This window comes from Marinobacter salicampi (genome assembly GCF_011074795.1).
Lineage (GTDB): Bacteria > Pseudomonadota > Gammaproteobacteria > Pseudomonadales > Oleiphilaceae > Marinobacter > Marinobacter salicampi.
In genome coordinates, this window is sequence record NZ_JAAMPF010000019.1 from 1 (window position 1) to 23,926 (window position 23,926).

Below are 23,926 nucleotides of genomic sequence, written 5' to 3' on the forward strand. Positions count from 1 at the left end.
CCAGAACCCAGAACCCAGAACCCAGAACCCAGAACCCAGAACCCAGAACCCAGAACCCAGAACAAAGGGGGGGCCGTGTGCAGCAGCCAGTGGTTGACGTCCGAAAACTCAACAAGAACTATCAGTCCGGCACTGAATCGGTGGCGGTACTGCAGGATGTTGAGCTGGTGCTGTTGCCGGGGCAATCCCTGGCGCTCATGGGCCCGTCAGGGTCTGGAAAAAGCACCCTGCTGAATATTCTGAGCGGGCTGGAATCCTGGAATTCAGGCACGATCAAGCTGTTTGGCAGCCCCATGTCCCAAGCCGATGAGGCCCGCTGGACCCGGATTCGCCGAACGGCCATTGCCACGGTTTTTCAGGAAGCCAACCTGATGCCAGCCCTCACTCTGGCCGAGAATCTGCGGCTGCGGGTCAGCCTTGCCGGTGGCCCTGAACCGGACCCCACCAAGTGGCTGGACCGGCTGGGGCTGACCGGGTTGTATCATCGCTATCCGGACCAGGTGTCCGGTGGGCAGCGGCAGCGCGCAGCGCTGGCCATGGCGTTTGCCATGTCGCCCCGGCTGATCCTGGCAGATGAGCCCACAGGCAGCCTCGACCGTCGCACAGCGGATCAGGTGGCTGAGGTGATGTTCAGCTTTCAGCACGAGTTCCAGTGTCCCCTCATTCTGGCAACCCACGATCCGACCCTTGCGGACGGCTGCGGCCAGCGTCTGACCCTGGGTCAGACCGGGTGAAGGGCCCCGGCTACGGCAGGCTTCTGCCCCTGGCGGTGGTGAGTCATTACCGCCGTCACCCCCTGCAAGTGACCGCCTTGCTTCTGATTCTGATTCTTGCCACCGGCCTGTTAACCGGCGTTTGGGATTTGACCCGGCAGGCGCGCCACAGCATGGAGCAGGGCGACGAGGCGATCGGCAGCCGATACCAGATCGTGCGTCAGGACTCCCAGTCGGTCACGGTTGCCGACTTCGTGAGGCTCCGGCGTGGTGGCCTTTGCGTTCTTCCCTGGCTGGAAGTGAGCCGGCCCCCGCCCGAGGGCCGCGTCATCGGGGTTGACCCCCTGTCCGTCAATTGCCTGCGGAGTGCTGACGATAACGACGACAGCCGAGTTGCCCCGGGGCTGGGCCAGGCTCCGTTCATGGACATTGGTGCCGCTGCCGCTATTGCACAAGAGGGTTATGACAGCCAGCTGCGGCTGCTGGTCAGGCACGCTGGCCTGAGCGTTCCGGAGCCCTACAGGGTGACAGCAGTGCCCGGCGGGCTGAGTACCGGCGAGCTGGCGGACAGCTTCCTGCTTAATCTCGACGCGTTATCCGTCCTGGTGCTGCTGATTACAGTTCTGCTGGTCCGAAGTGTCTATAACCTCGGGCTGGTGCAGCGTCGGGCCAGCCTGGCCCTGTTGCAGCGCTATGGTGTACCCGGGCCGGTTCTGAGCAGTCTGCTTATCGCAGAGCTGGTCCTTCTGGCCGTTATTGCGTCGGTTCCCGGCCTGTGGCTGGGGCAGTTACTGGCCCGGGTGTTTGCGAGCGGTTTTGGTCAGGTCATGGGCAACCTGTTCGACCTGCGTCTATATGGCGGTACGAGCCTTGTGAGCTCCTACCTGCTGACTCTGTTCACGCTGCTGGCGGTGCTGGCCTGGTGCGCAGCTGATGCCCTGGGGCTGGGGCGAAGGATCACTGGCTGGCTGAAGGTGGGCCCTACGGGCCCGGTATTGGCGGTAGCCATTCTCATTCCGGGACTTGCGGGCCTGGTCTGGGGTAGCAAACTGTGGCTTGTCTTTATTGCCGTCGGGCTAGTTCTTCTGGGCATCGGATTGCTGATCCCCATACTCTTGGCCCGGTTGATTGACCGCTCAGCGAGACGCAGCCGTGAGCCCCTTCAGCACTGGTCCAGGCGAGAGCTCGCGCTGATGCTTAGGCAGGTTGCATTGCCTGCGGTAGCTTTACAGTTCGCCGTGGCAGCTGTCATTGCGGTTCAGGCCCTGGTCACCACCTTTGAGTCCACCTTCACCCAGTGGCTCGAGCAGCGCCTGCAGGGAGATGTCTACATAGAGGTACCGGACAAACGGGATATCTCGCAAGTTGCGGAGTTTCTTGATTCGAGCTCCGATGTGGCCGCCTGGCATACGGTCGCCAGAGGCACAGCCCGGATCGCCGGTGACAGCGTCGATCTCTTGGTCCTGCCTGCCGACTCATCGCTACTGGACGCCTGGCAGTTCCTTGAGGCAGTCCCCCAGCCCTGGCAAGCATTGGCGATCGGCGGGGTGATGGTCAACGAGCAGCTGGCCCGGCGTAACGGTCTGGCGCTCGGGGATACCCTCACGGTCACCGTCGCGGGAGCGCCCTATTCCGCCGCCGTGGTAGCTGTCTACGCGGATTATGGGCGCCCGGTGGGAGAGGTCCTGGTACCCCGAAAGGCGCTGCCAGCTGACTTTGAACCGCGGTTCAGGAGTCTGACTGTACAACTGGCAGCGGAGCCTGCCAAGGGCCTTGCAGAGCTCAGATCCGAACTTGAAGCGCTATGGCGAACCGGCGATCTGCAGCTGCGGGATAATCAGCAGATACGACAGTTGGCGACCGGCGTTTTCGATCAGACCTTTGCGCTTACCCGGGCCATCAGCGTGCTGACCCTGGCGCTGGCCAATGCGTCTCTGCTGCTCATGGGGTGGGTGTTTTTCTCGTCACGCCGATGGTATTACCAGCTACTTCAGGTCTGGGGACTGGCCAGGGGAGAGCTGGGCAGCCGGATCAGGCGGCTGTCGACCAGCCTGACCCTGCTGGTTGGCCTGTCGGCTCTCGGCCCTGGTGTTCTGCTGACCTGGGTGCTGGTATCACGGATCAATCCGCTGGCCTTCGGGTGGTCGCTGCCGATGGCGGTCTACCCACTGTTCTGGCTGGAGATACTGGCCTTATGCCTGTTGGTTGGCCTGGCCATAGCCGCCCTGTTTCAACTTCAGAACCGCCGTCAGGCGCCTGCGCCCCTGCCGACAACCCTTGGACAGGGAGTAGAGCGATGAGCCATCGGAAGTCAAAACCAATAACCTTGATGCTGTTACTGTCCTCGGTCGTTACGTTGGGCTGTTCATCAGGGGAGGATGAGGTTTCGGGGTTTGCAGGGCTGGCGGAACAGATTGAACAGGACGCAGGCCAGGGCGCGGGCTATCTCCAGCCCGGCCCGGGGGATGCCATTGAACTGCCGGCGGATCTGGGGCCCCACCCGCAGCACCGGATAGAATGGTGGTACCTGACCGCCAACCTTACCACCGGCGCCGGCGAACCTTTGGGGCTGCAGTGGACCCAGTTCCGGCAGGCCCTCGAGCCCAGATCGCCACAGGACAATCCGCCGCCGGCCGAGCAATGGCCGCTGCAATCGGTATGGATGGCCCATGCTGCGGTATCCCATGACGGCGAGCACTACTTCCACGAAAAACTTGCCCGGGGCGATATTGGCCACGCCGGGGCAGTGGCAGAGCCGTTTCAGGTCTGGCTTGATGCCTGGCGCCTGGCTGAACGGGAAGATCCAGACGGGGATCCCCAGTGGCGGCTCCAGGTGAATGGCCCCGGGTGGGGCTACAATCTGCTGCTCCAACCGCGGCGGGCTCCAGTCTTCCACGGTGACCAGGGCTTCAGCGCCAAGTCGGCAGGTGGTGAAGGCTCCATGTATTTCAGCTACGTGGACATGGCCATTGAAGGCACTGTTACCCTGAAAGGCGAGACTCTGGCTGTTCATGGAACCGGCTGGCTGGATCGCGAGTGGAGCAGTCAGTTTCTCAAGTCCGGGCAAAAAGGCTGGGACTGGCTGGCCCTGCATCTTGATTCCGGGGCAAAGTTGATGGCCTTCCGACTGCGGGAGGAGGACGGCGGACCGTTCAAAAGCGGGACCTGGGTGCCGGCCGAGGGCGAGCCCATCAGTCTGTCGGGAGATGAGGTGATGATTGAGCCGGTTGCAACCCGATCCACATCCCGCGGCCAGGTGCCCACCCGCTGGCAGGTGAAAGTGCCCGGGCAGGATCTGGACGTGGTGGTATCGGCCGTGCCCGGGGACTACTGGAACCTGGGGGTTTTTCCCTATTGGGAAAGCCCCGTCAGGGTCTCAGGTAGCCATGAGGGCCGGGGCTACCTGGAGCTCACAGGCTATGGAGCCGATGAGTGATCGATACCTTTCTGGTGTCGGGAAACGTGGCTCGCGTATCGTGATGCCGGCAGCCCGGCCTCAGGGTGATGTCAGCTTGAGCACTTTGCCGTCGGATGAATCCGTGAGCAACCAGATGGCGCCTTCCGGTCCGTCATATACAGCCCTGATCCGGTGACCCTGGTCGGCCAGAAGGTCTTCCTCCTCCACCAACTCCAGCTCATCGTTGATCCGTAACCTGACCAGCTTCTGGAATTTCAGGGCGCCCACAAACAGATCACCCTGCCATTCCGGGAACTGCTCGCCAGTGTAGAAATCCATGCCGGAGGGCGCAATGGAAGGGTCCCAGTAGTGCAGGGGCGCAGAGATACCCGGTTTATCGGTGCGGTCGCTGATGGGTTCGCCGCCGTAGCTGATGCCGTGGGTGACTTCAGGCCAGCCGTAGTTGGTGCCACCTCGGATGATATTGATTTCATCACCGCCACGGGGACCGTGCTCATGGCTCCAGATCACGCCGGTCTCAGGGTGCCGGGTCATGCCCTGAATGTTGCGGTTACCGTAGGTGAAAAAGGTGTCGTTGATCTCGGGGTCGTCAAGCCAGGGGTTGCTGGGGGCCGGTTCGCCGTCAAGGGTGATGTGATGGACACCACCGGCGTCGTCGCCGGTGTCCTGGGCCCGCTGCATCTCGCCCCTGTCTCCCACGGTGACATACAGACTCTTGTCCTGGTCGAACGCAATACGGCCGGCAAAATGTTGGCCGGAGTCGGACCTTGGCAAAGCCTCGAAAATCACCTCGACATCCTGCAACTCGTCCTCTTCGAACCGTGCCTTGGCATACCGGGTGGTCAGGCCTTCGTCATTTCGGTGGGCATAGCTGAGGACCAGCAGGTGGTTCTCTTCAAAGTCCGGGTGAAGGACGATATCCAGCAGCCCGCCCTGGCCGGCCACTGCCATCTCGGGCAGGCCCTTGATGGGCTCGTCCACCAGCTCACCGTTTTTCTTAAGCAGGCGCAGTCTGCCCGCGCGCTCGGTGATGAGTTTGTCGCCGTCAGGCAGGAACGCCATGGCCCAGGGATGCTCGAGGCCATCTACCACTGTGGTCACTTCGAAGTCGTGGTATTGCGACTCAAGGGTTTCAGCCTGGGTTGCCACGGGCAGGGCAGCTATGAATGCTGCGGAGGCGGCTGCAAGCAGAGCCCTGGCGCGATTTTTTCTTGCGAGGATCGGGCTGACGTTCATGGCATCTCTCCCTGATTTGTTGGTTATGCTCAACCTGTTCCCAAAGGTATACCCGGATGGTAGCAGTACGGATTGCTGCTTTGTAACGCCGCCAGGTTTGAAATACCCGTGGTTCTCTATGCCATACTGCCATGACCGAACACGAAAAAAGGAGAATTTCATGTCCGATCATCATGTCTACAAGAAAGTTGAAATTGTCGGGTCGTCACGTAACAGCATTGACGACGCCATCCAGAATGCCATTGCTGAAGGTAATCAGAGCATACGCAACATGGAGTGGTTCGAGGTAACCGAAACCCGAGGCCATATTGAAAACGGTAAAGTCGGACACTTCCAGGTTACCCTGAAGATTGGGTTCCGTATCGAAAACAGCTAGGTATTCCGGTTATGACGTTGCAGCCAACGATCAAGCTGATCGGCAAAGGCTTTCCGGTCACTTTGTGAAAAGCTTGCCGGCCCTCCAGTTATCTGGCCGGCACTTCGCATCTCCTCCATGAAGTTTCGCATGGCGAGTCGCTGGCGGATGTTCTCCCGTGTGAACGCAACCCCCCTCGGATTGAAAACATCCGCACCTTTTTCTATTGCCTCGGCTGCCAGGGGTATGTCCTGGGTCACCACCAGGTCTCCCCGGGTGAGTTGATCGACAATTTCATCATCGGCCACATCAAAGCCCTGAGGCACCTGCCGGGTTTGTATAAACTGGGATGGAGGCACTCGGATTGCCTGGTTGGCCACAAAGGTGGTGGTGATCTGCCAACGCTGGGCTGCCCGACACAGTATGTCTTTTACAACCACAGGACAGGCGTCCGCATCTACCCAAATTGCCATAATCTGCTCTCTCAGATCCCGGGGTTTTGCCGGCCATAACAGCCGCTGACCGTTTCGTGGCATTGTAGCGTATAAGATATCTGTAAGGCTTCGGTGGCTAACCGGCCCTGCAGGTAAAGGACAATGTGAGCTACGAAATGCTTTCCGCGACCAGACTCAGACCATCGATAATTGCCGCTATATTCGTGGTAATGACGCTGCTGCTGGCGTCGGCGGTACACGCCAATCCCGGCGGCAAGACTGAACAAGCCTGGGCCGCGCTGGCCAGGGGTGATGCCGTGCTTATCCTCCGGCATGCCTTGGCGCCCGGGACCGGCGATCCCCCGGAGTTCACCCTCGGCGATTGCAGCACCCAGCGCAACCTGAACGAAACCGGCCGGGAGCAAGCCCGGGCCTGGCGACCCTTCCTTGCGGAAAAGGGTATTACGGACGCCAACGTATACACCAGCCAGTGGTGTCGGGCCCGGGACACAGCCAGGGAAATAGGCCTCGGTGAAGTGACCGATATGCCGTCCCTCAATTCATTCTTTCGGGGCCGCGGTAACCGTGAACAACAGACGCGGGAGACCATCCGGCAGGTCAACGGACTCGAAGCGCACTCGGCCATTATTCTGGTCTCCCATCAGGTCAACATAACTGCCTTGTCAGGGGTTTATCCTGCCTCCAACGAGGGCGTCATTCTGGCTCTGCCCCTGTCCGATTCACCTGCGGTACTTGCGCGTGTGGCGCCCCCCTGACGACTGCTGGTCTTGCACCCGCCCTTCACTCGCGCGACACTTGCCGCTTCTTTTACACCCGGAACCGGATCATGAAACGCTTTGCCAATCTCTGTATTTCCGTCTGCCTGAGTATTGTTTCACTAGGCGCCCTCCAGGGCTGGGCCCACGAGTATCGCAGCGGAGCGGTCTCGATAGAGCATCCCTGGAGCCGGGCGACACCGCCGGGTGCTGCCATGGGTGTCGCCTACATGGTATTGGAGAATACCGGTGATACTGAGGTGAAGCTTGTCTCTGCTGAAACGCCCCGCGCTGGCCGGGTTTCCATTCACCGTAGCCATAGGGTGGATGGCCTGATGAGGATGGAACACCTGCCCGATGGCCTGGCCATTCCTGCTGGGGAAAAGGTTGAGTTGCAGCCCCAGGGCTACCATCTGATGCTTGAGAAACTCAACGGTGCTTTGAAAGCCGGTGAGCGAGTGCCCGTGACGCTGAACTTTCAAGGTGCCGATCCGATTGTCATTGAGCTTGCGGTGGAAGCCCCAGGCACTGAAAAGGAAGCATCAGGGGATGCTGAGCATCATAAGGGTATGGGCCATTGATCATGCCGACCAGTGGCACTCCTGAACCCGGCTATGGATAACGACAAGACTAGCCTGGACCGGTTGGAGCACTGCACTATTTGCCGCAGTACCGGGTTGGGCTTGCTGGCCACCGTCAAGGATATTCCCTATTGGCGGTGCCACAGCTGTCTTGGGACCATTATGGACCCGGGGCACTGGCCGGACCTGACCCGGGAGAGGGCCATTTACGATCTCCACAATAACGACTGCACAGACCCGGGATACCAACAGTTTCTGAGCCGGCTTGCGAAGCCATTGGCCAGGCGTCTGGTGCCAGGTTCAGCAGGGCTTGATTTCGGTTGTGGGCCTGGCCCGGCATTGGCCGACATGATGACCGGGGCCGGGCTGGAGATGACCGTTTTTGACCCGATCTATTTCCCTGACAACGCTGCCCTCGAGTGCCAGTACAACTTTATTACCTGCACCGAGGTAGCCGAGCATCTGCATGATCCGTTCGGCACCTTTGACTGCATTGACAGGTGTCTCCTGCCCGGTGGTTGGCTCGGCCTTATGACCTGTTTCCAGACCGACGACAGCAAATTTGCCAACTGGCACTACCGCCGCGACCCGACCCATGTGGTTTTCTACCGTGAGGCGACCCTCGCCACCCTGGCTTCGAGGTTTGGTTGGCAGATGGAAGTTCCCTGCAAGGATGTGGCGCTGTTCTACAAGCCTCTTTACAAGCCACTGTCCTGAACCTCGAGCCGTCGCTCGGGCCAGTGCACAATGGCATTCCTGCTGATCATGCGCTCGCCAAGTTCCGGGAATTCCCGCTTGATGACGGCGCTGGCGAAATCGGACAGAAAGCGCGACTTAAGGGCTGCCCGGGCTTTTTGGGTGCCGGGCTCCTGATACGGGGAGGAAGATAGCAGCAGAAACCCATCATCCGGGATCCGCCCGCTCTGCATATTGGCCTTGATGATACCGGCCGCCTGGCGAATGGGATGGGAAAGGTCCGGACTGTAGGGCCCGATGATCAGTGCCACGTTGGGCACATGCAAAAAGTCGAAACCCCGCCCGATGCAGATCACCCACTCCTGATGCTCAATCTCAAGCTCCCGCTGACTGTGACCTATGTCGGCAACATGCCTTATGTTGCCTTCAATCAGAGGCAGTAAGTCACGCAGCACGGGTGCCGGCATGTCGGGATAGAGGGCCGAGAGTCGTGCAGGCAGCGATGGCGACTGTTCCGGCTTCAGTTCAGAGAGATCGAGCTTCTGCTCAGTTGCGCCATGGAAGATAAGTGCGTCCCGGTCGGTTTCGAACCCGCAGACCAGCGGATAGACGGTCTGATGGCTGGCACCGAACAGGGCAGTCATTTGCTGCTGGATACCATAGGCATGGGCGATGGCGGCGTCTTTGTTGCAGTCGAAACCGGCACATCCCCGGGACGTCGCGCCCCTGGAAAAATGGTAGGTAATGATGATCAGCACCCGGCGTCCTTCCCGCACAGCTGTCTCCACCGTATCGGCCAGCATGTCACCGAGGTAGGGCCAGCCGAGATCGAAAATTCCACCCAGGTTACGGAAGGGATAAATGACCCCCAGCGGCGTCCGGGTCACGAACGGCAGATGAATCCGGCCGTCCATGCACTTCATTGCGACAATAAGCGTGTTGTGCTCAGCCAGATATCGCTGGCGCGCCAGATGGTTTTCAGGGCTGCAGAAGCTGATGGAGTGCTTGCGGCTCAGATCCATGAGCCAGTCGATACGCTCATGGATCGGGTGGGAATGAATGCTCGTCTTCATCTGCCGGACCTCGCGCTGGGGAACCCGTGCCCCGGCCTTGCCATGCAGTAACAGGCTTGCGGCTATGCCGTGCAACACAAAAGGGCGTGACCGAAGGTTAGCACGACCCATGGGGGGCTGCGTCGCGGCCTTGGTCTAAGCCCGCCACCGCTGGGGGCGGGCCGGACGACCGTTTATCATGAGCGGGGTCGACGGTCACCTTCGAGGAAATTGACCGTAAAGACGACCTTGCCGTACTGTTCGAAAGACCAGCGCATGGTCTCGGAAAGCACCTTCATGACCTCATCGAATTCGCCGAACATCTGTGTGCTCATCCGATTGGGGTAGACTTCAAGACCGCTGTCTTCAAGTCGCTTTATGATGGCTTTAATGGGTGGCTTGAAGTCATCTGCCAGTGGGTAACAGCTCAGTTGTGCGGAAATAAACATGTGACCTCCAGGAAACAGGCCGGGTAAAGACCCGGTGTGGATGGGTTGCCGTATAGATAGAGCGACTGCCGACTACTACTGAACTCCTACAGGAACTCTATCTTTGTATCGCCTTCTCGTCACACTCATTCTAGTCAATGTGCTGATTCTGGCCTTGCAGTTACCGGACTTTCCCGACATGCACTGGGTGACCGTGGAAGCTTTCCTTGTTACCGCGCTGTTTTGCCTTATTCCGCCGGGGCCCGGGCGCCGCCTGGCCGGCTACGCGGCTGGCGCTCTTTTTGGCTTGCTTGCACTGGCCGCGATTGCGGATGCCCTGGTACGCCAGGCACTGGGGCGCTCCCTTAATCTGTACCTGGATGCCAGCCTGCTTGGGTCCGGCCATGAATTGCTGCAGTCCAACCTGGGTTATGGCCTGGCTTTACTGACAGTCGCACTGGGGGCGCTGGTCATCGTGGCGCTGGTGGTTCTGGTGGGCCGGCTTCTGGACCGATCCGGGCCCTTGCGATCCGCCACCAGGCGGCAGGCCCTGGCGCTCATGGCAGTCGGGGTTGGCCTGTCAATGCTGGCAGCTGCGGGGGTGCCTGGTATTGGCGCCCCGGCGGCCGGTTGGGTGGCCAATCAGGCGAGCCTGGCTTTGAGTACAGCAGAGGCGACCGACACCTTCCGTACGCGAATGGCAGACCCTGGCCGGAACGCAGCCAGTGGCAGCCTGGACGGACTGGCTGGTCGGGATGTGATCCTGGGCTTTGTGGAGTCCTATGGTATCTCGACTTTGACCGATGCCCGGTACCGCACCGTTATCGACAGGCGTCTGGCAACCATGGCCCAGAGCCTGGAAGCGGCAGGCCTGCATGTAGTAACGGGCCGTCTCAGCTCGCCAGTGCAGGGCGGGCAGTCCTGGCTGGCGCACGGTACATTGCTGAGCGGCCAATGGGTGAATAGCCAGCTTGATTACGAGATACTGCTGGCAAGCGACTTCCCCACGCTCATCGACGATTTCAACGCTACCGGATACAGAACCGTCGCCGTCATGCCGGCCATTACCCGAGCCTGGCCTGAAGGCCGGCTATTTGGCTACGACGAAATCTACGATGCCACCAGCATGGATTATCAGGGCCCCCCCCTGAATTGGGTAACCATGCCCGACCAATACACCTGGTCGTGGTTCCAGAGCCGGGTGCGCGAAAAGACAGATACACCGCTCTTTGCAGAGCTTGCGCTGATCTCCAGCCACGCCCCCTGGGTTCCTGTGCTGCCGGTTCTGGAGTGGGACAGGATTGGCGATGGTTCCGTGTTTGAACAATGGGCTGATGCCGGCGAGGCACCGGTCGATCTCTGGCGGGACCACGACAGGGTCCGAGACCATTACGTGCGGGCCGTGGACTATGCCCTGAACGTGGTGACCGGATACGCGACCCGATTTCTGGATGAGAGCACGCTGTTGATTGTTTTGGGAGACCACCAGCCTGCCCCGATGATCACCGGCGACGATGCGAGCCGGGATGTGCCTGTTCATCTGATCAGTGGAGATCAGGCTTTGCTGGCGTCGTTTCTGTCACCAAGGCTGGACGGCGGCCCTGATGGCCTGCCTACCTTCCGCCAGGGTACCAGGCCGGAAATGACAGGTGAGGCGTTGACCATGGCGGAGTTTCGGCCGTTTCTCCATCGCCGGTTTGGTGGCGTCAGAAAGTAGAGAGCCCGGTCGCTTCCATCAGCCGGTACTGCCAGTAAGCCAGTATTGAGGCGTCGGCATTAGCGCCGTAGGGCAGGCTCAGGGGGCGGCCGGGGTTGCCTTGCCACTGGTAGTTAAAGAATTCGGTGGCTTCCTGGATCAGAGGGTCACCAGTCCCGCCCCAAACCCTGATGTTGGCTTCCAGGTTCAGTGAATCCAGGTTTCTTCGGGTGAAGTTAGCGGACCCGAGCATAAGCTGCCATTCGTCGTCAGGGTCCTGTCTTATCATCAGCTTGCTATGGCATTGCTCACCGAACGTGTTACACCAGCGCACCTGAATGCCCGCCCGGTTCAGTTCGGCGGCCACCGGCTGATTGGGAATGCCGCTCTTGTCACGGCCAAAGGCGTTCTGGTTCAGATCCAGTAGAACCCGCACGGCGACCCCTCGCTCATGGGCCGCTACCAGTCCGTTGATGATTTCCCGGTGACTGAGGTAGAACATGGCAAGGTCGATCCGGCTGCCGGGTACCGCCGTCTGCAGCATGGCCAGGGCACCTTCAAGAATGTTTTCCTCGGTGAGGATCTGGCCTTTGACCGTGGCCTCATCCACCGCCGGGATGGTCGCCGCCGGCAGCGGTGGTGCCACCCAGGGCTTGCGGGACATCTCCAGCACCGCCTGCTCGGCCTGCAGAAGGTCGAACACCGCCGGGCCGGTAAAGCTGATGGCGACATTGCTGTGCCGGCTGCTGCCGTCGTGGGGGTTGGCAGAAGTGATCAGGCCGCGCCAGTCATTGTCCTCATCAACGATCAGGGTCTTACGATGGTTGGCCTTGAAGTTGGGCAGTGTCAGGTAACTGCGCAGTGTGACTTCACCATCTCCAAGGATATTGGGTAGCCAGCCTGAATCCGTCGAATTACCCATCCACTCGCAACACAGTCTCCAGATGGATGACCACAGCGGATTGGAGTCCCTGAGGGGACCCAGGGATGTTTCCACCGCCGGTATTCCGGCATTTCTCAGGCGGTCCAGAAAGGGCGACCTGGCGCCGCCGTAGAATGTGTTGATGGGGTCGGTTATGACAACGACCTGTATGCCAGGTACGGTTTGCTTCCGGGCAATGAGGGCCTGGGTAAGCTGTTCGGCGAGAGGGCGATAGTCATTGCCGGGAGCGCTGTCGTTGAACAAGAACATGTCCACCACAATCAGTCGTTCAGCCTGATTGACCAGTCGCAGTATTTCGTCGAAGATCTCGTGATCCAACTGCAGATTGCCATCCTGGTCGCGCCAGGTCAGGTCCTCGAACCATTGCGGGTCCTGTAGCGTCCGGGCAGGGGTTTCCCTGGCAATGCCGGGAGGCAGGGGCTTGACGCTGTGATATACGCCGATGGCTATCAGCAAACTGAGTAAGAAAGCCACGAGCCAAAGCTTGATTGTCCTAGTCATTCCGGATTCCAGGTAAACCGTGTTCTCCAAGGACCAGCAGTGTGCGGTCACTTACCCGGTGTTGCGACGCCATGTTAACAAAAGGTCGTAGGGATCTGTTAAAATTTGTGTTATGCCCAGCTTGAAGAAAACCGCGGCCGATTCTGTTATAGAGGAGGCCGCTTCGTGGCGCCCGGCGGCTGCCCCTCTCGAAGATCCTTTGTATTACCTGGAAAACTTCCGCACCGTTATCCGTTGGGTTTGCACTCACCACGGAGACCTTCTCCTGCCTGAAGAAGCACTCAGGCTCCAGGCGTTCACTGAATTGCCCCGACCTGCCCAGGGGCTCCTGGTCCGGCTGATCATGCGTAGCGGGGACCTCTTTCGCAGCGACAAGCTGGTTTATCCCGAGCTGGGCGCCGGGATCAGCGACATGCTTGAGTATCTGGTGGCTGGTTGCTGGCTTGATCCCCGGCCGTGTCTTGAGCTGGCTGACATGCAGCGGCTCTTTACCAAGGCCGAGTGGTGGCAGGCGTTTGGGCCCTTCTTCCAGGACCTGGGGCTGGCCCGTTCAGCTGCCAAGAAGCAGCTGTACCAGGCTCTTGACGGAGCCGGGCGGCCACCGGCGCCCCTGCAGAGCTGGTGGCCGGGGGCTCCCGGCACGGTGGTGGCCCTCAACTCCAGCGAGCTGATGCGACGGGTGCAGCTGATGTTTTTTGGCAACCTGCGCCAGGACTGGTCCGAATTTGTGCTGTCTGAGCTTGGGTACCAGAACTATGAGCCGGTGGCTTTCACAACCGAGTCCCGAGCCTTTGGGAGCCGGCACCAGGTAGATCTCTACCTTCACCTGCAGGCTTGCAGAGACAGGCTGGACGCCGGTGAAACGCCAGCCTCTGTCTGGACCGATGTACTACCGAAAATAGCCGACAACCCCTGGCTGGAAAGCCGTCGTGGCCGGCTTGTGTTCGAGCTGGCCAAGCTGGCTGAGCGCTCCGGTGACCGTAGGCTAGCGCTAGCCGCATACGCCGACAGCGGCCATCGTGAGGCTCGCCTGCGGCAATTACGTCTGCTGGAACGCTGGGGTCGCTATGACGAAGCCTATGCCCTCACCGCCCACGCACAGGCCGAACCGAGATGCGGGTCTGAAAGCCTCGGGCTAACAAGGCTCAGATCGCGTCTAGCCAGAAAAGTCGGGGCTCCGGTTCCGCCGTCGGCTGCCGCCATTGAGCTTCCGCTGCTCAGCCTGGAGTTGCCTGTCCCCGTCAATGGCTCGGTGGAGCGGGCGGTGCTCGAACACCTGTCAGAGGAGAATGCGCCGGTCTTCTACGTGGAAAACACGCTACTGAACGGGCTGTTTGCCCTGTTGTGCTGGCCCGCGCTCTACGCGCCCCTGCCAGGCGCATTCTTTCATCCTTTTCACGGTGCTCCGGCAGACCTGTACCGGGAGGATTTCGTGGCCCGGCGGCGGGCGCTGTTTGAGGAGTGTCTGGCTGCCTTCGATAATCAGACGTATCGGGACCGAATTCTGGCAAACTGGCAGGCCAAACACGGTATCTCCTCGCCATTTCTGGCCTGGCCCGTGCTTACCCGTGGCGTGGTTGAAATGGCCCTTGACTGCCTTCCCGCCGACCATCTCAAGGCCTACTTCCAGCGCATGCTCGAGGACCTGAAGCTGCATCGCAGCGGTTTGCCTGACCTGATCCGGTTCTGGCCCCGGCAGCGCCAGTACCAGCTGATTGAAGTGAAAGGCCCCGGAGATCGGTTGCAGGACCATCAGCGACAGTGGCTTGAATTTGCCCTCGAGCAGGGTGCGAGCGTTGCAGTTTGTCATGTTCGCTGGCGGGCCGGGACCACATGATCCGGGTGGCTGTCCGAACCCTGTGTGAGTTTGCGGCTCGGGCCGGCGATCTTGACCACCGCTACACGCCTTCGCCCACCTCCGATGAGGGCAGGGAGGGGCATGCCCGGGTTCAGGCGCGCCGTGGCCAGGGCTATGAGGCAGAGCTGATGCTATCCGGTCAGTGCCAGGGCCTTTCGCTCAAGGGCAGGGCCGACGGCTACCATCCAGTCCACAATCGGTTGGAAGAAATCAAGACCCACCGTGGTGACCTGTCGAGGCTTTCCGAGGCCCAGAAGAATCTTCATTGGGCCCAGCTTCGCTGCTACGGAGCCCTGTTGTGCCAGCAAAAGGGACTGCCATCCGTTGAGCTTGCCCTTGTCTACTACGATATCGGCCGGGACCGTGAAACAGTCACCACCGAATGTGCCACGGCAGACGACCTGCAGCAGGGACTGGTGGCTTTGTGTGATATCTATAGAGCATGGGCCGAGCAGGAGGCCGGGCACCGGACAGCCCGCGATGGCAGTCTGGCGGATCTCCGGTTTCCCTTCGCTGACTTCCGGGCCGGCCAACGCCCCCTGGCGGAAGCAGTCTATAAGGCGGTGTGCCGCAACCGGACCCTTATGCTCCAGGCCCCGACCGGTCTGGGCAAAACCCTGGGCACCCTGTTCCCCGCCTTGATGGCCATGCCCAGGCAGAGCCTGGATCGGCTGTTTTTCCTGACCGCCCGCACAACCGGACGCAAGCTCGCCCTCGACGGCCTGACTCTTCTAGCCGAGGGCCAGCAGGAGACGTTACCTCTGCGGGTCCTTGAACTGGTGGCCAAAAGTCATGCCTGTGAAAACCCGGAGCTGGCCTGCCATGGCGAATCCTGCCCGCTGGCGCGAGGTTTCTTTGACCGCCTGCCGATGGCCAGGGAAGAGGCAGTCAGAAACCAGGGCTGGCTTGACCAAGGCCGCCTCCGTGCCATTGCTCTGAACCACGGCATCTGCCCCTATTATCTGGGCCAGGAAATGGCGCGCTGGTCTGATCTGGTCATTGGCGATGTGAATCACTATTTCGATCAGTCTGCGCTTCTGCACGCCCTTACCCGGCAGAATGACTGGCATGTCACCCTCCTGATTGATGAAGCTCACAACCTGATTACCCGTGGCCGGGCCATGTACAGCATTGAGCTCCGGCAACAGCGCCTGCTTGCTGTGAAACGGCGCGCCCCGGCGCAGTTGAAAGCGCCCCTGGAGCGCGTGGCCCGGCAATGGCAAACCCTGCTTAAAGACCCTGACCTGCCGGCACCCGACGCCCCGGACACAACCACGGCCATAAACCTGACAACGGCTCCCCAGGAATTGACCGGGGCCCTTGCCGGGCTGGTTACGGCAATTACCGAGTTCCTCACCGACAACCCGGCAGACGCGGAGCTTCAGGAACTGATGTTTGAGGCCCTGGGCTACAACCGCCTTGCCGAACAGTTCGGGGATCACTCTGTCTGTGCGCTGAGCCGGCAGGGAAGGGGCAGAGCTGTGCTGTCCATTTGCAACCTGATCCCGGCGGACTTTCTGAAGCCGCGGTTCGAAAGTGCCCGGAGTGCCCTCCTGTTTTCCGCCACCCTGACGCCACCTGTGTACCACCGGGACTTGCTCGGGCTTCCAGATACCACCGGCTGGCAGGAAGTCGCGAGCCCTTTCGCCTCGCGCCAGCTCCGAGTCTCGATTCCGACGGGAATCAGCACGCGATTCCACGACCGCAGCGCCTCCCTGGAGCCGATCGGTCAGCTGCTTGTGCACCATTTCCGGGCCAGGCCCGGCAACTACCTGGCGTACTTCAGCAGCTTCGCCTATCTCAATGCGGTCCATGATGTCTTTATGCGCCTGGCTCCGGATATTGTCACCTGGCCCCAGTCCCCTGGCATGAGCCAGGATGAGCGGCAGAGGTTTATTGCCCACTTCCGGCCGGGCGGCCAGGGCATTGGCTTTGCCGTGCTCGGCGGTGTTTTCGCCGAAGGTATTGATCTGCCGGGGGATCGTCTTATTGGAGCCTTTGTGGCGACCCTGGGCCTGCCGCCTTTCAACGAACGTAACGAAACCCTGCGCCGTCGCCTGCAGGCACGGTTCGGCTCAGGCTACGAATATACTTACCTCTACCCGGGTATCGAAAAGGTCACCCAGGCCGCCGGACGGGTCATTCGGACGCCCTCGGACACGGGAGAGATTGTGTTGATAGATGACCGCTTCCGGCAGCCTGATGTTCAATCCCTGCTGCCGCAATGGTGGTTCCCTGTAGCCGATTAGCCGGGAGATGATGCAAATCGGCCTTATATTTGGTTAAGTGGGCAAACTCGGCCGCGAAAAGGGTCGCCGCCACGGATGCGAAAGAATACCGCCAAGGAGAGAAGATGAGCGCCCGACTGCACTGGATATCCGTGTTCTTGATAACCGGCACATTGGCTGGCTGCGGTGACACTGCCAAGTACCCGGTGGAGACCGGCATTGGCCCAGAGCCGATTCTGCCGCCTCCGGACACCAGCCTGATCCCCACGGTCAATGTGGCAGACGCCGTCGGATGGCCCTCGGGTCAGACCCCCGCGCCGGCGCCTGGGCTGGAGCTGACCGCTTTCGCCACAGGTCTCGACCACCCGCGCTGGCTCTATGTTTTGCCCAACGGCGACGTTCTGGTTGCCGAGTCCAACCGTCCACCCAAGGATGACAAGGGTCTGAAAGATCTTGTGGTGGGCTGGTTCATGGCTAAAGCGGGTGCTGGTGGTGAAAGCGCAAACCGGATAACCCTGCTGCGGGACACTGACGGTGACGGCATTGCCGACCGCACATCCGTTTTCCTGGACGGCCTGAACTCCCCCTTCGGTATGGCTCTGGTCGGGGATGACTTCTTTGTGGCCAACACAGACTCGGTCATGCGGTTTCCCTATGCCGAGGGGGAGGGAAGCATCACTGCCGAGGGCGAGGTGGTGACCGAACTGCCCGCCAACGATCCCAACACACACTGGACCAAAAGCCTCATAGCCAGCCCCGATGGAAGCCGTCTCTATGTCGGTGTCGGTTCCAACAGTAACGTCGGTGAGAATGGCCTGGACAGCGAGGAAGGGCGGGCCGCGATCTGGGAGATCGATATTGAAAGCGGTGATGCAAGGGTCTTCGCTAATGGCCTGAGAAACCCGGTAGGTATGGCCTGGGAGCCAACCTCTGGCGTGCTCTGGACTTCAGTCAATGAACGGGATGAGCTTGGCAGTGACCTGGTCCCTGACTACATGACCTCGGTCGAGGAGGGAGACTTCTACGGCTGGCCGTACAGCTACTATGGCCAGATTATCGATGAAAGGGTTAAGCCCCAAAGACCGGATCTGGTCAGGCAGGCGAAAAAGCCGGATTACGCGCTCGGTAACCATACCGCGTCACTGGGACTGAGTAATGCCGAGGGCAGCCAACTGCCTGAACAGTTCCGCGAAGGCATGTTTGTAGGCCAGCATGGGTCCTGGAACCGAAAACCACCGAGTGGTTACAAGGTGATCTTCGTCCCTTTTCGTGACGGAGAGCCTGATGGCAAGCCGCTGGACGTGCTCACCGGCTTTCTCAGTGAAGACGGCGAAGCCCTTGGCCGCCCGGTTGGCGTGGCCATCGACAGGTCTGGCGGCCTGCTGGTAGCCGATGACGTAGGGAATGTCATCTGGCGAGTGGCGAACTCTACAGGACCTTCCTTCACGGCGGATAAACCTGAGGAAGGCCGTCCCAATAAACTTTCTGGAGAATAAAAGGCCTCATCGCTTATGCTTGACCCAGCCAACTGGTCCCTGACCCAGAGCTTTCTGGTATTTGCAGCCTGTGCGCTTGTGATTGCCGTGCTGGGTACCTGGATCACCAAGGTGGTCGACCAGCTCGCGGACAGGACCGGCATGGGGGAAGCCGTGGCCGGGGCGGTGTTGCTGGGCGCTTCGACTTCTCTAAGTGGGGCTGTGCTTTCGGTAACCGCAGCCTGGAACGGGCATCCGGAACTTGCGGTCGGTAATGCCTTGGGCGGCATCGCGGTACAGACTCTTTTTCTGGTGGTCGCGGACATTGCCTACCGCCGGGCCAATCTGGAACATGCCGCCGCCTCGGCACCGAATCTGATGCAGAATGCCTTGCTGATAGCGCTGCTCGGCCTGATCCTGTTGGCGCCGCAGCTACCGAACGTGACCCTCTGGGGTGTCCATCCGGTGACCCCCATTATGCTCGGACTCTATATCTACGGTATCAATCTGGTCCGGGGCGCACGCTTGTACCCCATGTGGCAGCCATCGGTGACCCATGAAACCAAGGAAGATGTGCCGGAAGATATGGCAGACGTACCGTCACTTAGCCGGCTGCTGGCCAAATTTATCCTGCTGATGGCCGGCCTGGGATTTGCGGGCTGGCTTCTGGAACCCGCTGCTACCAATATCGCCGCCGGCACAGGCATCAGCCATACCGCCGTAGGTGTTCTGCTCACCGCCATCAGCACTTCCATCCCCGAACTGGTGACCTCCGTGGCAGCGGTTCGGCGCGGTGCGCTTACCATGGCTGTGGGAGGCATCATTGGTGGCAATGCCTTCGACACCCTGTTCACCGCAGCCTCAGACGTGGCGTATCGTGAGGGTTCTCTCTATCACGTGATGGAGGCGGACTCGAAACTTTGGGTGGCCCTTACCCTGCTGATGTCCGTTATTCTCATGATGGGGCTCCTGCGGCGCCAGGAACAGGGTTTTGGCGGTATCGGGTCGGAAAGCGTTGCAATTGTTGTGCTGTACTTTACCGGTGTCACGATGCTTTTTATCGGTAACTGAGCTTCTCCGGCGAGGCCTCAGCCTTCAGGCGCCGTCGTAAAGGCAGCGGCTGACCTGATCTATATCCATGTTGCCGCCGGTGATGATCAGGGCGGTGGGCAGATTCACATCGGGGCTGACCCGGTTCTCCAGAATGGCCGCCAGGCCGACACTGGCGCCCGGTTCCACAAAGAGGCGGGTCTGAGTCAGCAGCTGTCGCGTGGCGGCCCGGATGGCTCCCTCGCTTACGGTAACGATCCGGTCCACTACTTGGCGCGAGGCGGCATAGGTGAAGTTCCCCACAACGGCCGGTGCCAGGCTCGAGGCCCAGGTGGTGACCGATTTCAGGCTGGCGTCCGGGCCATGTTGCCAGGCGTTCAGCATTGTCGCGGCACCTTCGGGCTCTACCCCAATCAGCTCTATGTCCGGACGACGGGTTTTTATCGCCAGGCCCAGCCCCGAAATGAGCCCGCCGCCGCCTATAGGACACAGGATTCTCCTGATGTCAGGCTGCTGGCGTACCAGCTCCAGGCCTACCGTGCCCTGGCCCGCCATGATGCGCAGGTCGTTGTAGGGGTGCACAAGGGTCAGTCCGCCGCGGTCACGCAGCTGGTGACAATAGGCCACGGCCTCGTGGATACTGCCGTGGATAATAACTTCTGCGCCCAGTTCGCGGGCCCGCTTGACCTTCAATGGGCTCGAACCCTCGGGCATGATGACCGTCAACGGCGTCTTCGTGTGGGCGGCAGCCCAGGCCAGAGCGATGGCGTGGTTGCCAGCGGAAACGGTAACCAGCCCCGGTGCCAGCTCGTGTTCTTTTGCCGTGAGTACCCAGTTCAGTGCCCCACGGGCCTTGAAGCTGCCGGTCCTCTGGAAATTTTCGCATTTCAGCCACAATGGCCCGCCAGGGACCTCAAGATCCTGCGCCCGGAGCAATGGCGTCTCTTCCAGCTGATGCCCGATCCGATCCGCAGCCGCATGTATGACCCGCTCATCGGGCAAAACAGGTGTTGTCATGACATTCCCTCGACGTAGCCGGAGTTCCCTACTTAAATAGACCATGAGGCACGCGGCCACCGCTATCAAGTCCCGGCCTCAAACGAGTGTGAAAATCATCCGGTTCTGAGCTCTGACCTCTGGCGGTCGCATGATTTCCATGAATAATACATAACCCGAATCCAGGTAGAGACAGGGTTGCGATGGTTCGATATCGAACATTGTTGTATGGTATCGAGCTTTAGCGAAGCTTGAAGTGTCCTCAAGAGGACTGCAAAGTAGAGTGCGGTTGAGTCAGCGTATCCGACTTCTGACATTTACCCCGGAAGCCCAGTGTCCAGCACAGGGCTTGACCGGAGCTTGAGCCTGACCTTTGGGTCGGCCATTTGGAGGGCAGACACAGATGAAAATAGGGATCCCAAAAGAGATCTTCTCTGACGAGCGACGGGTAGCTGCTACGCCACCGTCAGTGCAGAAACTCATAAAGCTTGGTTATGAAGTCATTATAGAAAGTGGCGCAGGTGAGGCCGCCCATTATGACGACGAAGCCTATCGCACGGCCGGCGCTGCTATCGCGGTTGATACCCGTTCTTTATGGGAAGAGGCCGATTTCATCCTCAAGGTGCGGGCGCCCATCAAGCACCCTACGCTGGACAAGCACGAAACCGAGCTTATGAAAGAGGGCGCCTACCTGGCCAGTTATCTGTGGCCCGCCCAAAACCCTGAACTCCTGGACCAGCTTGCAGGGAAAAAGGTCACGGCCTTTGCCATAGACAGTCTGCCCCGGATCAGCCGGGCCCAGAAAATGGACGCCCTGAGTGCGATGGCCAATATTGCCGGTTATCGGGCCGTGGTCGAGGCTGCCAGTCATTTCGGCCGCTTTTTCACCGGTCAGGTCACAGCGGCAGGCAAAGTGCCACCGGCAAAGGTGATGATTATCGGGGCCGGCGTAGCAGGGCTTGCCGCCGTCGGCACCGCTAACGGCATGGGCGCTGTTGTCCGGGCCTTTGACACTCGGCTTGAGGTGCGCGAGCAGGTCGAAAGCATGGGTGCCGAATTCCTTGAGCTGGACTTTGGCGACGAGGAAGGCAGTGGCTCCGGAGGCTATGCCAAGCAGATGAGCCCCGAGTTCATCGAGGCTGAAATGGCCCTGTTCGCGGAGCAGGCCAAAGAGGTCGACATCATCATCACCACCGCCCTGATACCAGGTAAGCCGGCACCAAAGCTCATCACTGAGGCAATGGTCAAGTCCATGAAGCCGGGCAGTGTCATTGTGGACCTGGCGTCCGAGCGAGGTGGCAATTGCGAACTGACCGAGCCCGGGAAAGTGGTTTCAAGGCATGGCGTCACGCTGATTGGCTACACCGACCTGCCCAGCCGGATGGCCAAGGTAGCCAGCGACCTGTATGCCACCAACCTTGTGCACCTGATGACCGAGCTGACCCCGGAGAAAGACGGCCAGCCTGTGGTGAACATGGAAGATGACGTCATTCGCGGGCTTACCGTGGTCAAGGGCGAGGACATTACCTGGCCGCCACCGAAACCCGAGGCTCCGGTGATTCCCAAGTCGGCGCCGGGCACTGAAGAGCCTTCGCCGGCAGAGGTAAAGGCGGCACAGAGCAAGGCCGCAACCCGCAAGACAACGGGGAAAGTGGTCCTGCTACTGGTGACGGTGGCTGCACTCTATGGCATCGGAGCCTATGCCCCGGAGAGCTTCCTCAGCCACTTCACGGTGTTCGTGCTGGCGTGCTTCATAGGCTGGCAGGTGATCTGGAACGTGACGGCATCACTGCACACACCTCTGATGAGTGTAACCAATGCCATCTCAGGCATCATTGTTATCGGTGCGATCCTGCATCTCGCCCAGTCAGAGAATCTGGTCGTCGGCATCTTGGCCTTTGTTGCGGTCTTCATAGCAACCATAAACGTGGCCGGCGGTTTCAGGGTCACCCATCGCATGCTCAAAATGTTCCGCAGGTAGGAGACGCTCATGATCAGTACAGGACTAGTCAGCGTGGCCTACGTTGTGGCCAGCATCTTGTTTATTCTCAGCCTCGGTGGCCTCAGTCACCAGGAATCGGCTCGCCGGGGTAACCTTTACGGGGTGGCGGGTATACTCATTGCGATGGTGGCCACCATTGCCAATGTCGGCGCCGGTGACATGGTCACCATCCTCATCGCTGTTTTGCTGGGTGGCAGTGTCGGCATAGTTATGGCGAACAAGGTGGAAATGACCCAGATGCCACAGCTGGTGGCACTTCTGCACAGTTTTGTCGGGCTGGCAGCGGTACTGGTGGGCTTCTCGGGCTATATCGAACCCCTTCGGCCGACCTTTGGTGCCGAGCACACCATCAAACTGGTGGAAGTCTTCCTGGGTATTTTCATAGGGGCGGTAACCTTTACCGGGTCCCTGGTTGCCTGCGGCAAACTTGATGGCCGGATCGACAGCAAGGCCCTGACGCTGCCCGGCCGCCATCTGATGAATCTGGCGGCTATCATTGTGTCGGTGTTGCTGGGGGCCTGGTTCCTCAGTACCGAGAGCATGGCCCTGGGCATACTGGCTCTGGTACTGGTCACGGTAATCGCCAGTGTTCTGGGCGTACACCTCATCATGGCTATCGGCGGCGCCGACATGCCGGTGGTGGTGTCCATGCTGAACAGTTACTCAGGCTGGGCGGCGGCCTCCATCGGTTTCATGCTGGGCAACGATCTACTGATCGTCACCGGTGCCCTGGTGGGTAGCAGCGGTGCCATCCTGAGCTACATTATGTGCAAAGCCATGAACCGGTCCTTTGTCTCAGTCATTCTCGGGGGCTTTGGCCAGACCAGCAGTAGCAGCAGTGCTGTCGAAGGCGACCAGACGGTCCATGAGACGAGCATTGATGAACTCAGTGAAGAGCTGCGTAATGCGGATTCGGTCATCATCGTGCCGGGCTACGGTATGGCGGTGGCACAGGCCCAGAACGGTGTCAGCGACATGACCCGGATTCTGCGGGAGAAGGGCATCAATGTGCGCTTTGGCATTCATCCCGTTGCCGGGCGCCTGCCGGGCCACATGAACGTGCTCCTCGCTGAGGCCCATGTGCCCTACGACATCGTGCTGGAAATGGACGAGATCAACGCTGATTTCCCCAATACAGATGTGGTGCTGGTTATCGGTGCCAACGATACCGTTAACCCGGCGGCAGCGGAGGACCCTAGTAGTCCGATCGCGGGCATGCCGGTTCTGGAAGTCTGGAAAGCCCGGCAAGTGGTTATCCTCAAGCGTGGTATGGCAACCGGTTACTCCGGTGTCGAGAACCCGCTGTTCTTCAAGGATAACTCCCGCATGCTGTTTGGCGATGCCAAGGCAACCATCGACAAACTGGTGGGCGCTTTGCGCTCGTAATCTGTCCCGTTTTGCGTTGTTGGCGGCCTGTTCTTATCTGGCCGGGGAGGCTAGAGTTTGTGGCACAGCCATAAACTCTAGAATCAGAACAATAACGGGAAG

General features: G+C 60.1%; 20 protein-coding genes. 14 read left to right on the top strand and 6 right to left on the bottom strand.

Annotated elements, in window-relative coordinates; translation table 11 throughout:
• The 3 genes from G7W63_RS12415 to G7W63_RS12425 all read left to right on the top strand — a co-directional run.
• A partial coding sequence (locus G7W63_RS12415; RefSeq protein ID WP_341273684.1) for an ABC transporter ATP-binding protein occupies positions 1–734 on the top strand: 734 nt, incomplete at its 5' end.
• The gene (locus tag G7W63_RS12420) at positions 731–3,013 is read left to right on the top strand and encodes an FtsX-like permease family protein (RefSeq protein WP_166258414.1); all 2,283 of its coding nucleotides are present in this window, start codon (positions 731–733) and stop codon (positions 3,011–3,013) included. The genes G7W63_RS12415 and G7W63_RS12420, both read left to right, overlap by 4 nt.
• The gene (locus G7W63_RS12425; RefSeq protein ID WP_207308948.1) at positions 3,010–4,149 is read left to right on the top strand and encodes a lipocalin-like domain-containing protein; all 1,140 of its coding nucleotides are present in this window, start codon (positions 3,010–3,012) and stop codon (positions 4,147–4,149) included. Before G7W63_RS12420 ends, G7W63_RS12425 begins: the two co-directional genes overlap by 4 nt.
• A gap of 60 nt (positions 4,150–4,209) precedes the next feature.
• Here the strand turns inward: G7W63_RS12425 and G7W63_RS12430 are convergent, their stop codons facing one another.
• Positions 4,210–5,367 carry a PQQ-dependent sugar dehydrogenase gene (locus G7W63_RS12430; RefSeq protein ID WP_166258417.1) on the bottom strand — a complete coding sequence of 386 codons (1,158 nt, stop codon included), beginning with the start codon at positions 5,365–5,367 and terminating at the stop codon, positions 4,210–4,212.
• 160 nt (positions 5,368–5,527) lie between these two features.
• On the opposite strand from G7W63_RS12430, the gene G7W63_RS12435 reads away from it, so the two are divergent.
• Positions 5,528–5,743, top strand: a complete 216-nt coding sequence (locus G7W63_RS12435) for a dodecin (protein ID WP_166258420.1) — start codon at positions 5,528–5,530, stop codon at positions 5,741–5,743.
• Here G7W63_RS12435 and G7W63_RS12440 read toward each other — a convergent pair.
• Positions 5,740–6,195: a YaiI/YqxD family protein gene (locus G7W63_RS12440; RefSeq protein ID WP_166258422.1), complete on the bottom strand. Its 456-nt coding sequence runs from the start codon at positions 6,193–6,195 to the stop codon at positions 5,740–5,742. The genes G7W63_RS12435 and G7W63_RS12440 overlap by 4 nt on opposite strands.
• 125 nt (positions 6,196–6,320) lie before the next feature.
• Between G7W63_RS12440 and G7W63_RS12445 the strand changes: the two genes are divergently transcribed.
• The 3 genes from G7W63_RS12445 to G7W63_RS12455 all read left to right on the top strand — a co-directional run bounded on the left by G7W63_RS12445 (position 6,321) and on the right by G7W63_RS12455 (position 8,230).
• Positions 6,321–6,932 carry a histidine phosphatase family protein gene (locus tag G7W63_RS12445; protein WP_341273685.1) on the top strand — a complete coding sequence of 204 codons (612 nt, stop codon included), beginning with the start codon at positions 6,321–6,323 and terminating at the stop codon, positions 6,930–6,932.
• Between the two features lie 71 nt (positions 6,933–7,003).
• Positions 7,004–7,513, top strand: a complete 510-nt coding sequence (locus G7W63_RS12450; protein WP_166258425.1) for a copper chaperone PCu(A)C — start codon at positions 7,004–7,006, stop codon at positions 7,511–7,513.
• A gap of 33 nt (positions 7,514–7,546) precedes the next feature.
• Positions 7,547–8,230, top strand: coding sequence for a class I SAM-dependent methyltransferase (locus G7W63_RS12455; protein ID WP_166258428.1), 684 nt, complete (start codon positions 7,547–7,549; stop codon positions 8,228–8,230).
• Here the strand turns inward: G7W63_RS12455 and G7W63_RS12460 are convergent.
• Complete coding sequence (locus G7W63_RS12460) at positions 8,212–9,393, bottom strand: carboxysome shell carbonic anhydrase (protein WP_242634411.1); 1,182 nt, start codon at positions 9,391–9,393, stop codon at positions 8,212–8,214. The genes G7W63_RS12455 and G7W63_RS12460 overlap by 19 nt on opposite strands.
• A gap of 65 nt (positions 9,394–9,458) precedes the next feature.
• Positions 9,459–9,710, bottom strand: coding sequence for a YkoF family thiamine/hydroxymethylpyrimidine-binding protein (locus G7W63_RS12465; RefSeq protein WP_166258430.1), 252 nt, complete (start codon positions 9,708–9,710; stop codon positions 9,459–9,461).
• Positions 9,711–9,813: 103 nt separating this feature from the next.
• Here G7W63_RS12465 and G7W63_RS12470 point away from each other — a divergent pair, with 103 nt between their 5' ends.
• Positions 9,814–11,406 carry a sulfatase-like hydrolase/transferase gene (locus G7W63_RS12470; protein WP_166258433.1) on the top strand — a complete coding sequence of 531 codons (1,593 nt, stop codon included), beginning with the start codon at positions 9,814–9,816 and terminating at the stop codon, positions 11,404–11,406.
• Here the strand turns inward: G7W63_RS12470 and G7W63_RS12475 are convergent.
• Entirely contained in the window at positions 11,396–12,829 is a 1,434-nt protein-coding gene (locus tag G7W63_RS12475) for a phospholipase D-like domain-containing protein (protein ID WP_166258436.1), read from the bottom strand. The two genes, G7W63_RS12470 and G7W63_RS12475, sit on opposite strands and share 11 nt — an antisense overlap.
• Before the next feature lie 112 nt (positions 12,830–12,941).
• Between G7W63_RS12475 and G7W63_RS12480 the strand changes: the two genes are divergently transcribed.
• The 4 genes from G7W63_RS12480 (at position 12,942) to G7W63_RS12495 (ending at position 19,461) form a co-directional block, all read left to right on the top strand.
• A complete protein-coding gene (locus G7W63_RS12480; RefSeq protein ID WP_166258439.1) occupies positions 12,942–14,666 on the top strand; it encodes a VRR-NUC domain-containing protein in 1,725 nt (574 codons plus the stop codon).
• Positions 14,663–16,936 (top strand): ATP-dependent DNA helicase, encoded by a 2,274-nt coding sequence (locus G7W63_RS12485; protein ID WP_242634417.1) that lies wholly within the window; start codon positions 14,663–14,665, stop codon positions 16,934–16,936. The genes G7W63_RS12480 and G7W63_RS12485 overlap by 4 nt, the downstream gene beginning before the upstream one ends.
• Before the next feature lie 104 nt (positions 16,937–17,040).
• On the top strand, positions 17,041–18,411 hold the full coding sequence (locus G7W63_RS12490) for a PQQ-dependent sugar dehydrogenase (RefSeq protein ID WP_166258442.1): 1,371 nt from the start codon (positions 17,041–17,043) through the stop codon (positions 18,409–18,411).
• Positions 18,412–18,426: 15 nt separating this feature from the next.
• Complete coding sequence (locus G7W63_RS12495) at positions 18,427–19,461, top strand: sodium:calcium antiporter (protein ID WP_166258445.1); 1,035 nt, start codon at positions 18,427–18,429, stop codon at positions 19,459–19,461.
• A 24-nt stretch (positions 19,462–19,485) separates the two neighbouring features.
• On the opposite strand, the gene G7W63_RS12500 is transcribed toward G7W63_RS12495, so the two are convergent.
• Positions 19,486–20,457, bottom strand: a complete 972-nt coding sequence (locus G7W63_RS12500) for a threonine/serine dehydratase family protein (RefSeq protein ID WP_166258448.1) — start codon at positions 20,455–20,457, stop codon at positions 19,486–19,488.
• 382 nt (positions 20,458–20,839) lie between these two features.
• On the opposite strand from G7W63_RS12500, the gene G7W63_RS12505 reads away from it, so the two are divergent.
• Positions 20,840–22,417, top strand: coding sequence for a Re/Si-specific NAD(P)(+) transhydrogenase subunit alpha (locus tag G7W63_RS12505; protein ID WP_166258451.1), 1,578 nt, complete (start codon positions 20,840–20,842; stop codon positions 22,415–22,417).
• Between the two features lie 12 nt (positions 22,418–22,429).
• The gene (gene pntB, locus G7W63_RS12510; protein ID WP_166258633.1) at positions 22,430–23,824 is read left to right on the top strand and encodes a Re/Si-specific NAD(P)(+) transhydrogenase subunit beta; all 1,395 of its coding nucleotides are present in this window, start codon (positions 22,430–22,432) and stop codon (positions 23,822–23,824) included.
• Positions 23,825–23,926: the final 102 nt, after the last annotated feature.

What these genes read in the sequence shown, in the direction of transcription:
- G7W63_RS12425 (WP_207308948.1), top strand. Translation starts at nt 3,010, where the DNA reads ATGAGCCATCGGAAGTCAAAACCAATAACCTTGATGCTGTTACTGTCC.
- G7W63_RS12430 (WP_166258417.1), bottom strand. Translation starts at nt 5,367, where the DNA reads ATGAACGTCAGCCCGATCCTCGCAAGAAAAAATCGCGCCAGGGCTCTG.
- G7W63_RS12435 (WP_166258420.1), top strand. Translation starts at nt 5,528, where the DNA reads ATGTCCGATCATCATGTCTACAAGAAAGTTGAAATTGTCGGGTCGTCA.
- G7W63_RS12440 (WP_166258422.1), bottom strand. Translation starts at nt 6,195, where the DNA reads ATGGCAATTTGGGTAGATGCGGACGCCTGTCCTGTGGTTGTAAAAGAC.
- G7W63_RS12450 (WP_166258425.1), top strand. Translation starts at nt 7,004, where the DNA reads ATGAAACGCTTTGCCAATCTCTGTATTTCCGTCTGCCTGAGTATTGTT.
- G7W63_RS12455 (WP_166258428.1), top strand. Translation starts at nt 7,547, where the DNA reads ATGGATAACGACAAGACTAGCCTGGACCGGTTGGAGCACTGCACTATT.
- G7W63_RS12460 (WP_242634411.1), bottom strand. Translation starts at nt 9,393, where the DNA reads ATGGGTCGTGCTAACCTTCGGTCACGCCCTTTTGTGTTGCACGGCATA.
- G7W63_RS12465 (WP_166258430.1), bottom strand. Translation starts at nt 9,710, where the DNA reads ATGTTTATTTCCGCACAACTGAGCTGTTACCCACTGGCAGATGACTTC.
- G7W63_RS12475 (WP_166258436.1), bottom strand. Translation starts at nt 12,829, where the DNA reads ATGACTAGGACAATCAAGCTTTGGCTCGTGGCTTTCTTACTCAGTTTG.
- G7W63_RS12480 (WP_166258439.1), top strand. Translation starts at nt 12,942, where the DNA reads ATGCCCAGCTTGAAGAAAACCGCGGCCGATTCTGTTATAGAGGAGGCC.
- G7W63_RS12485 (WP_242634417.1), top strand. Translation starts at nt 14,663, where the DNA reads ATGATCCGGGTGGCTGTCCGAACCCTGTGTGAGTTTGCGGCTCGGGCC.
- G7W63_RS12490 (WP_166258442.1), top strand. Translation starts at nt 17,041, where the DNA reads ATGAGCGCCCGACTGCACTGGATATCCGTGTTCTTGATAACCGGCACA.
- G7W63_RS12495 (WP_166258445.1), top strand. Translation starts at nt 18,427, where the DNA reads ATGCTTGACCCAGCCAACTGGTCCCTGACCCAGAGCTTTCTGGTATTT.
- G7W63_RS12500 (WP_166258448.1), bottom strand. Translation starts at nt 20,457, where the DNA reads ATGACAACACCTGTTTTGCCCGATGAGCGGGTCATACATGCGGCTGCG.
- G7W63_RS12505 (WP_166258451.1), top strand. Translation starts at nt 20,840, where the DNA reads ATGAAAATAGGGATCCCAAAAGAGATCTTCTCTGACGAGCGACGGGTA.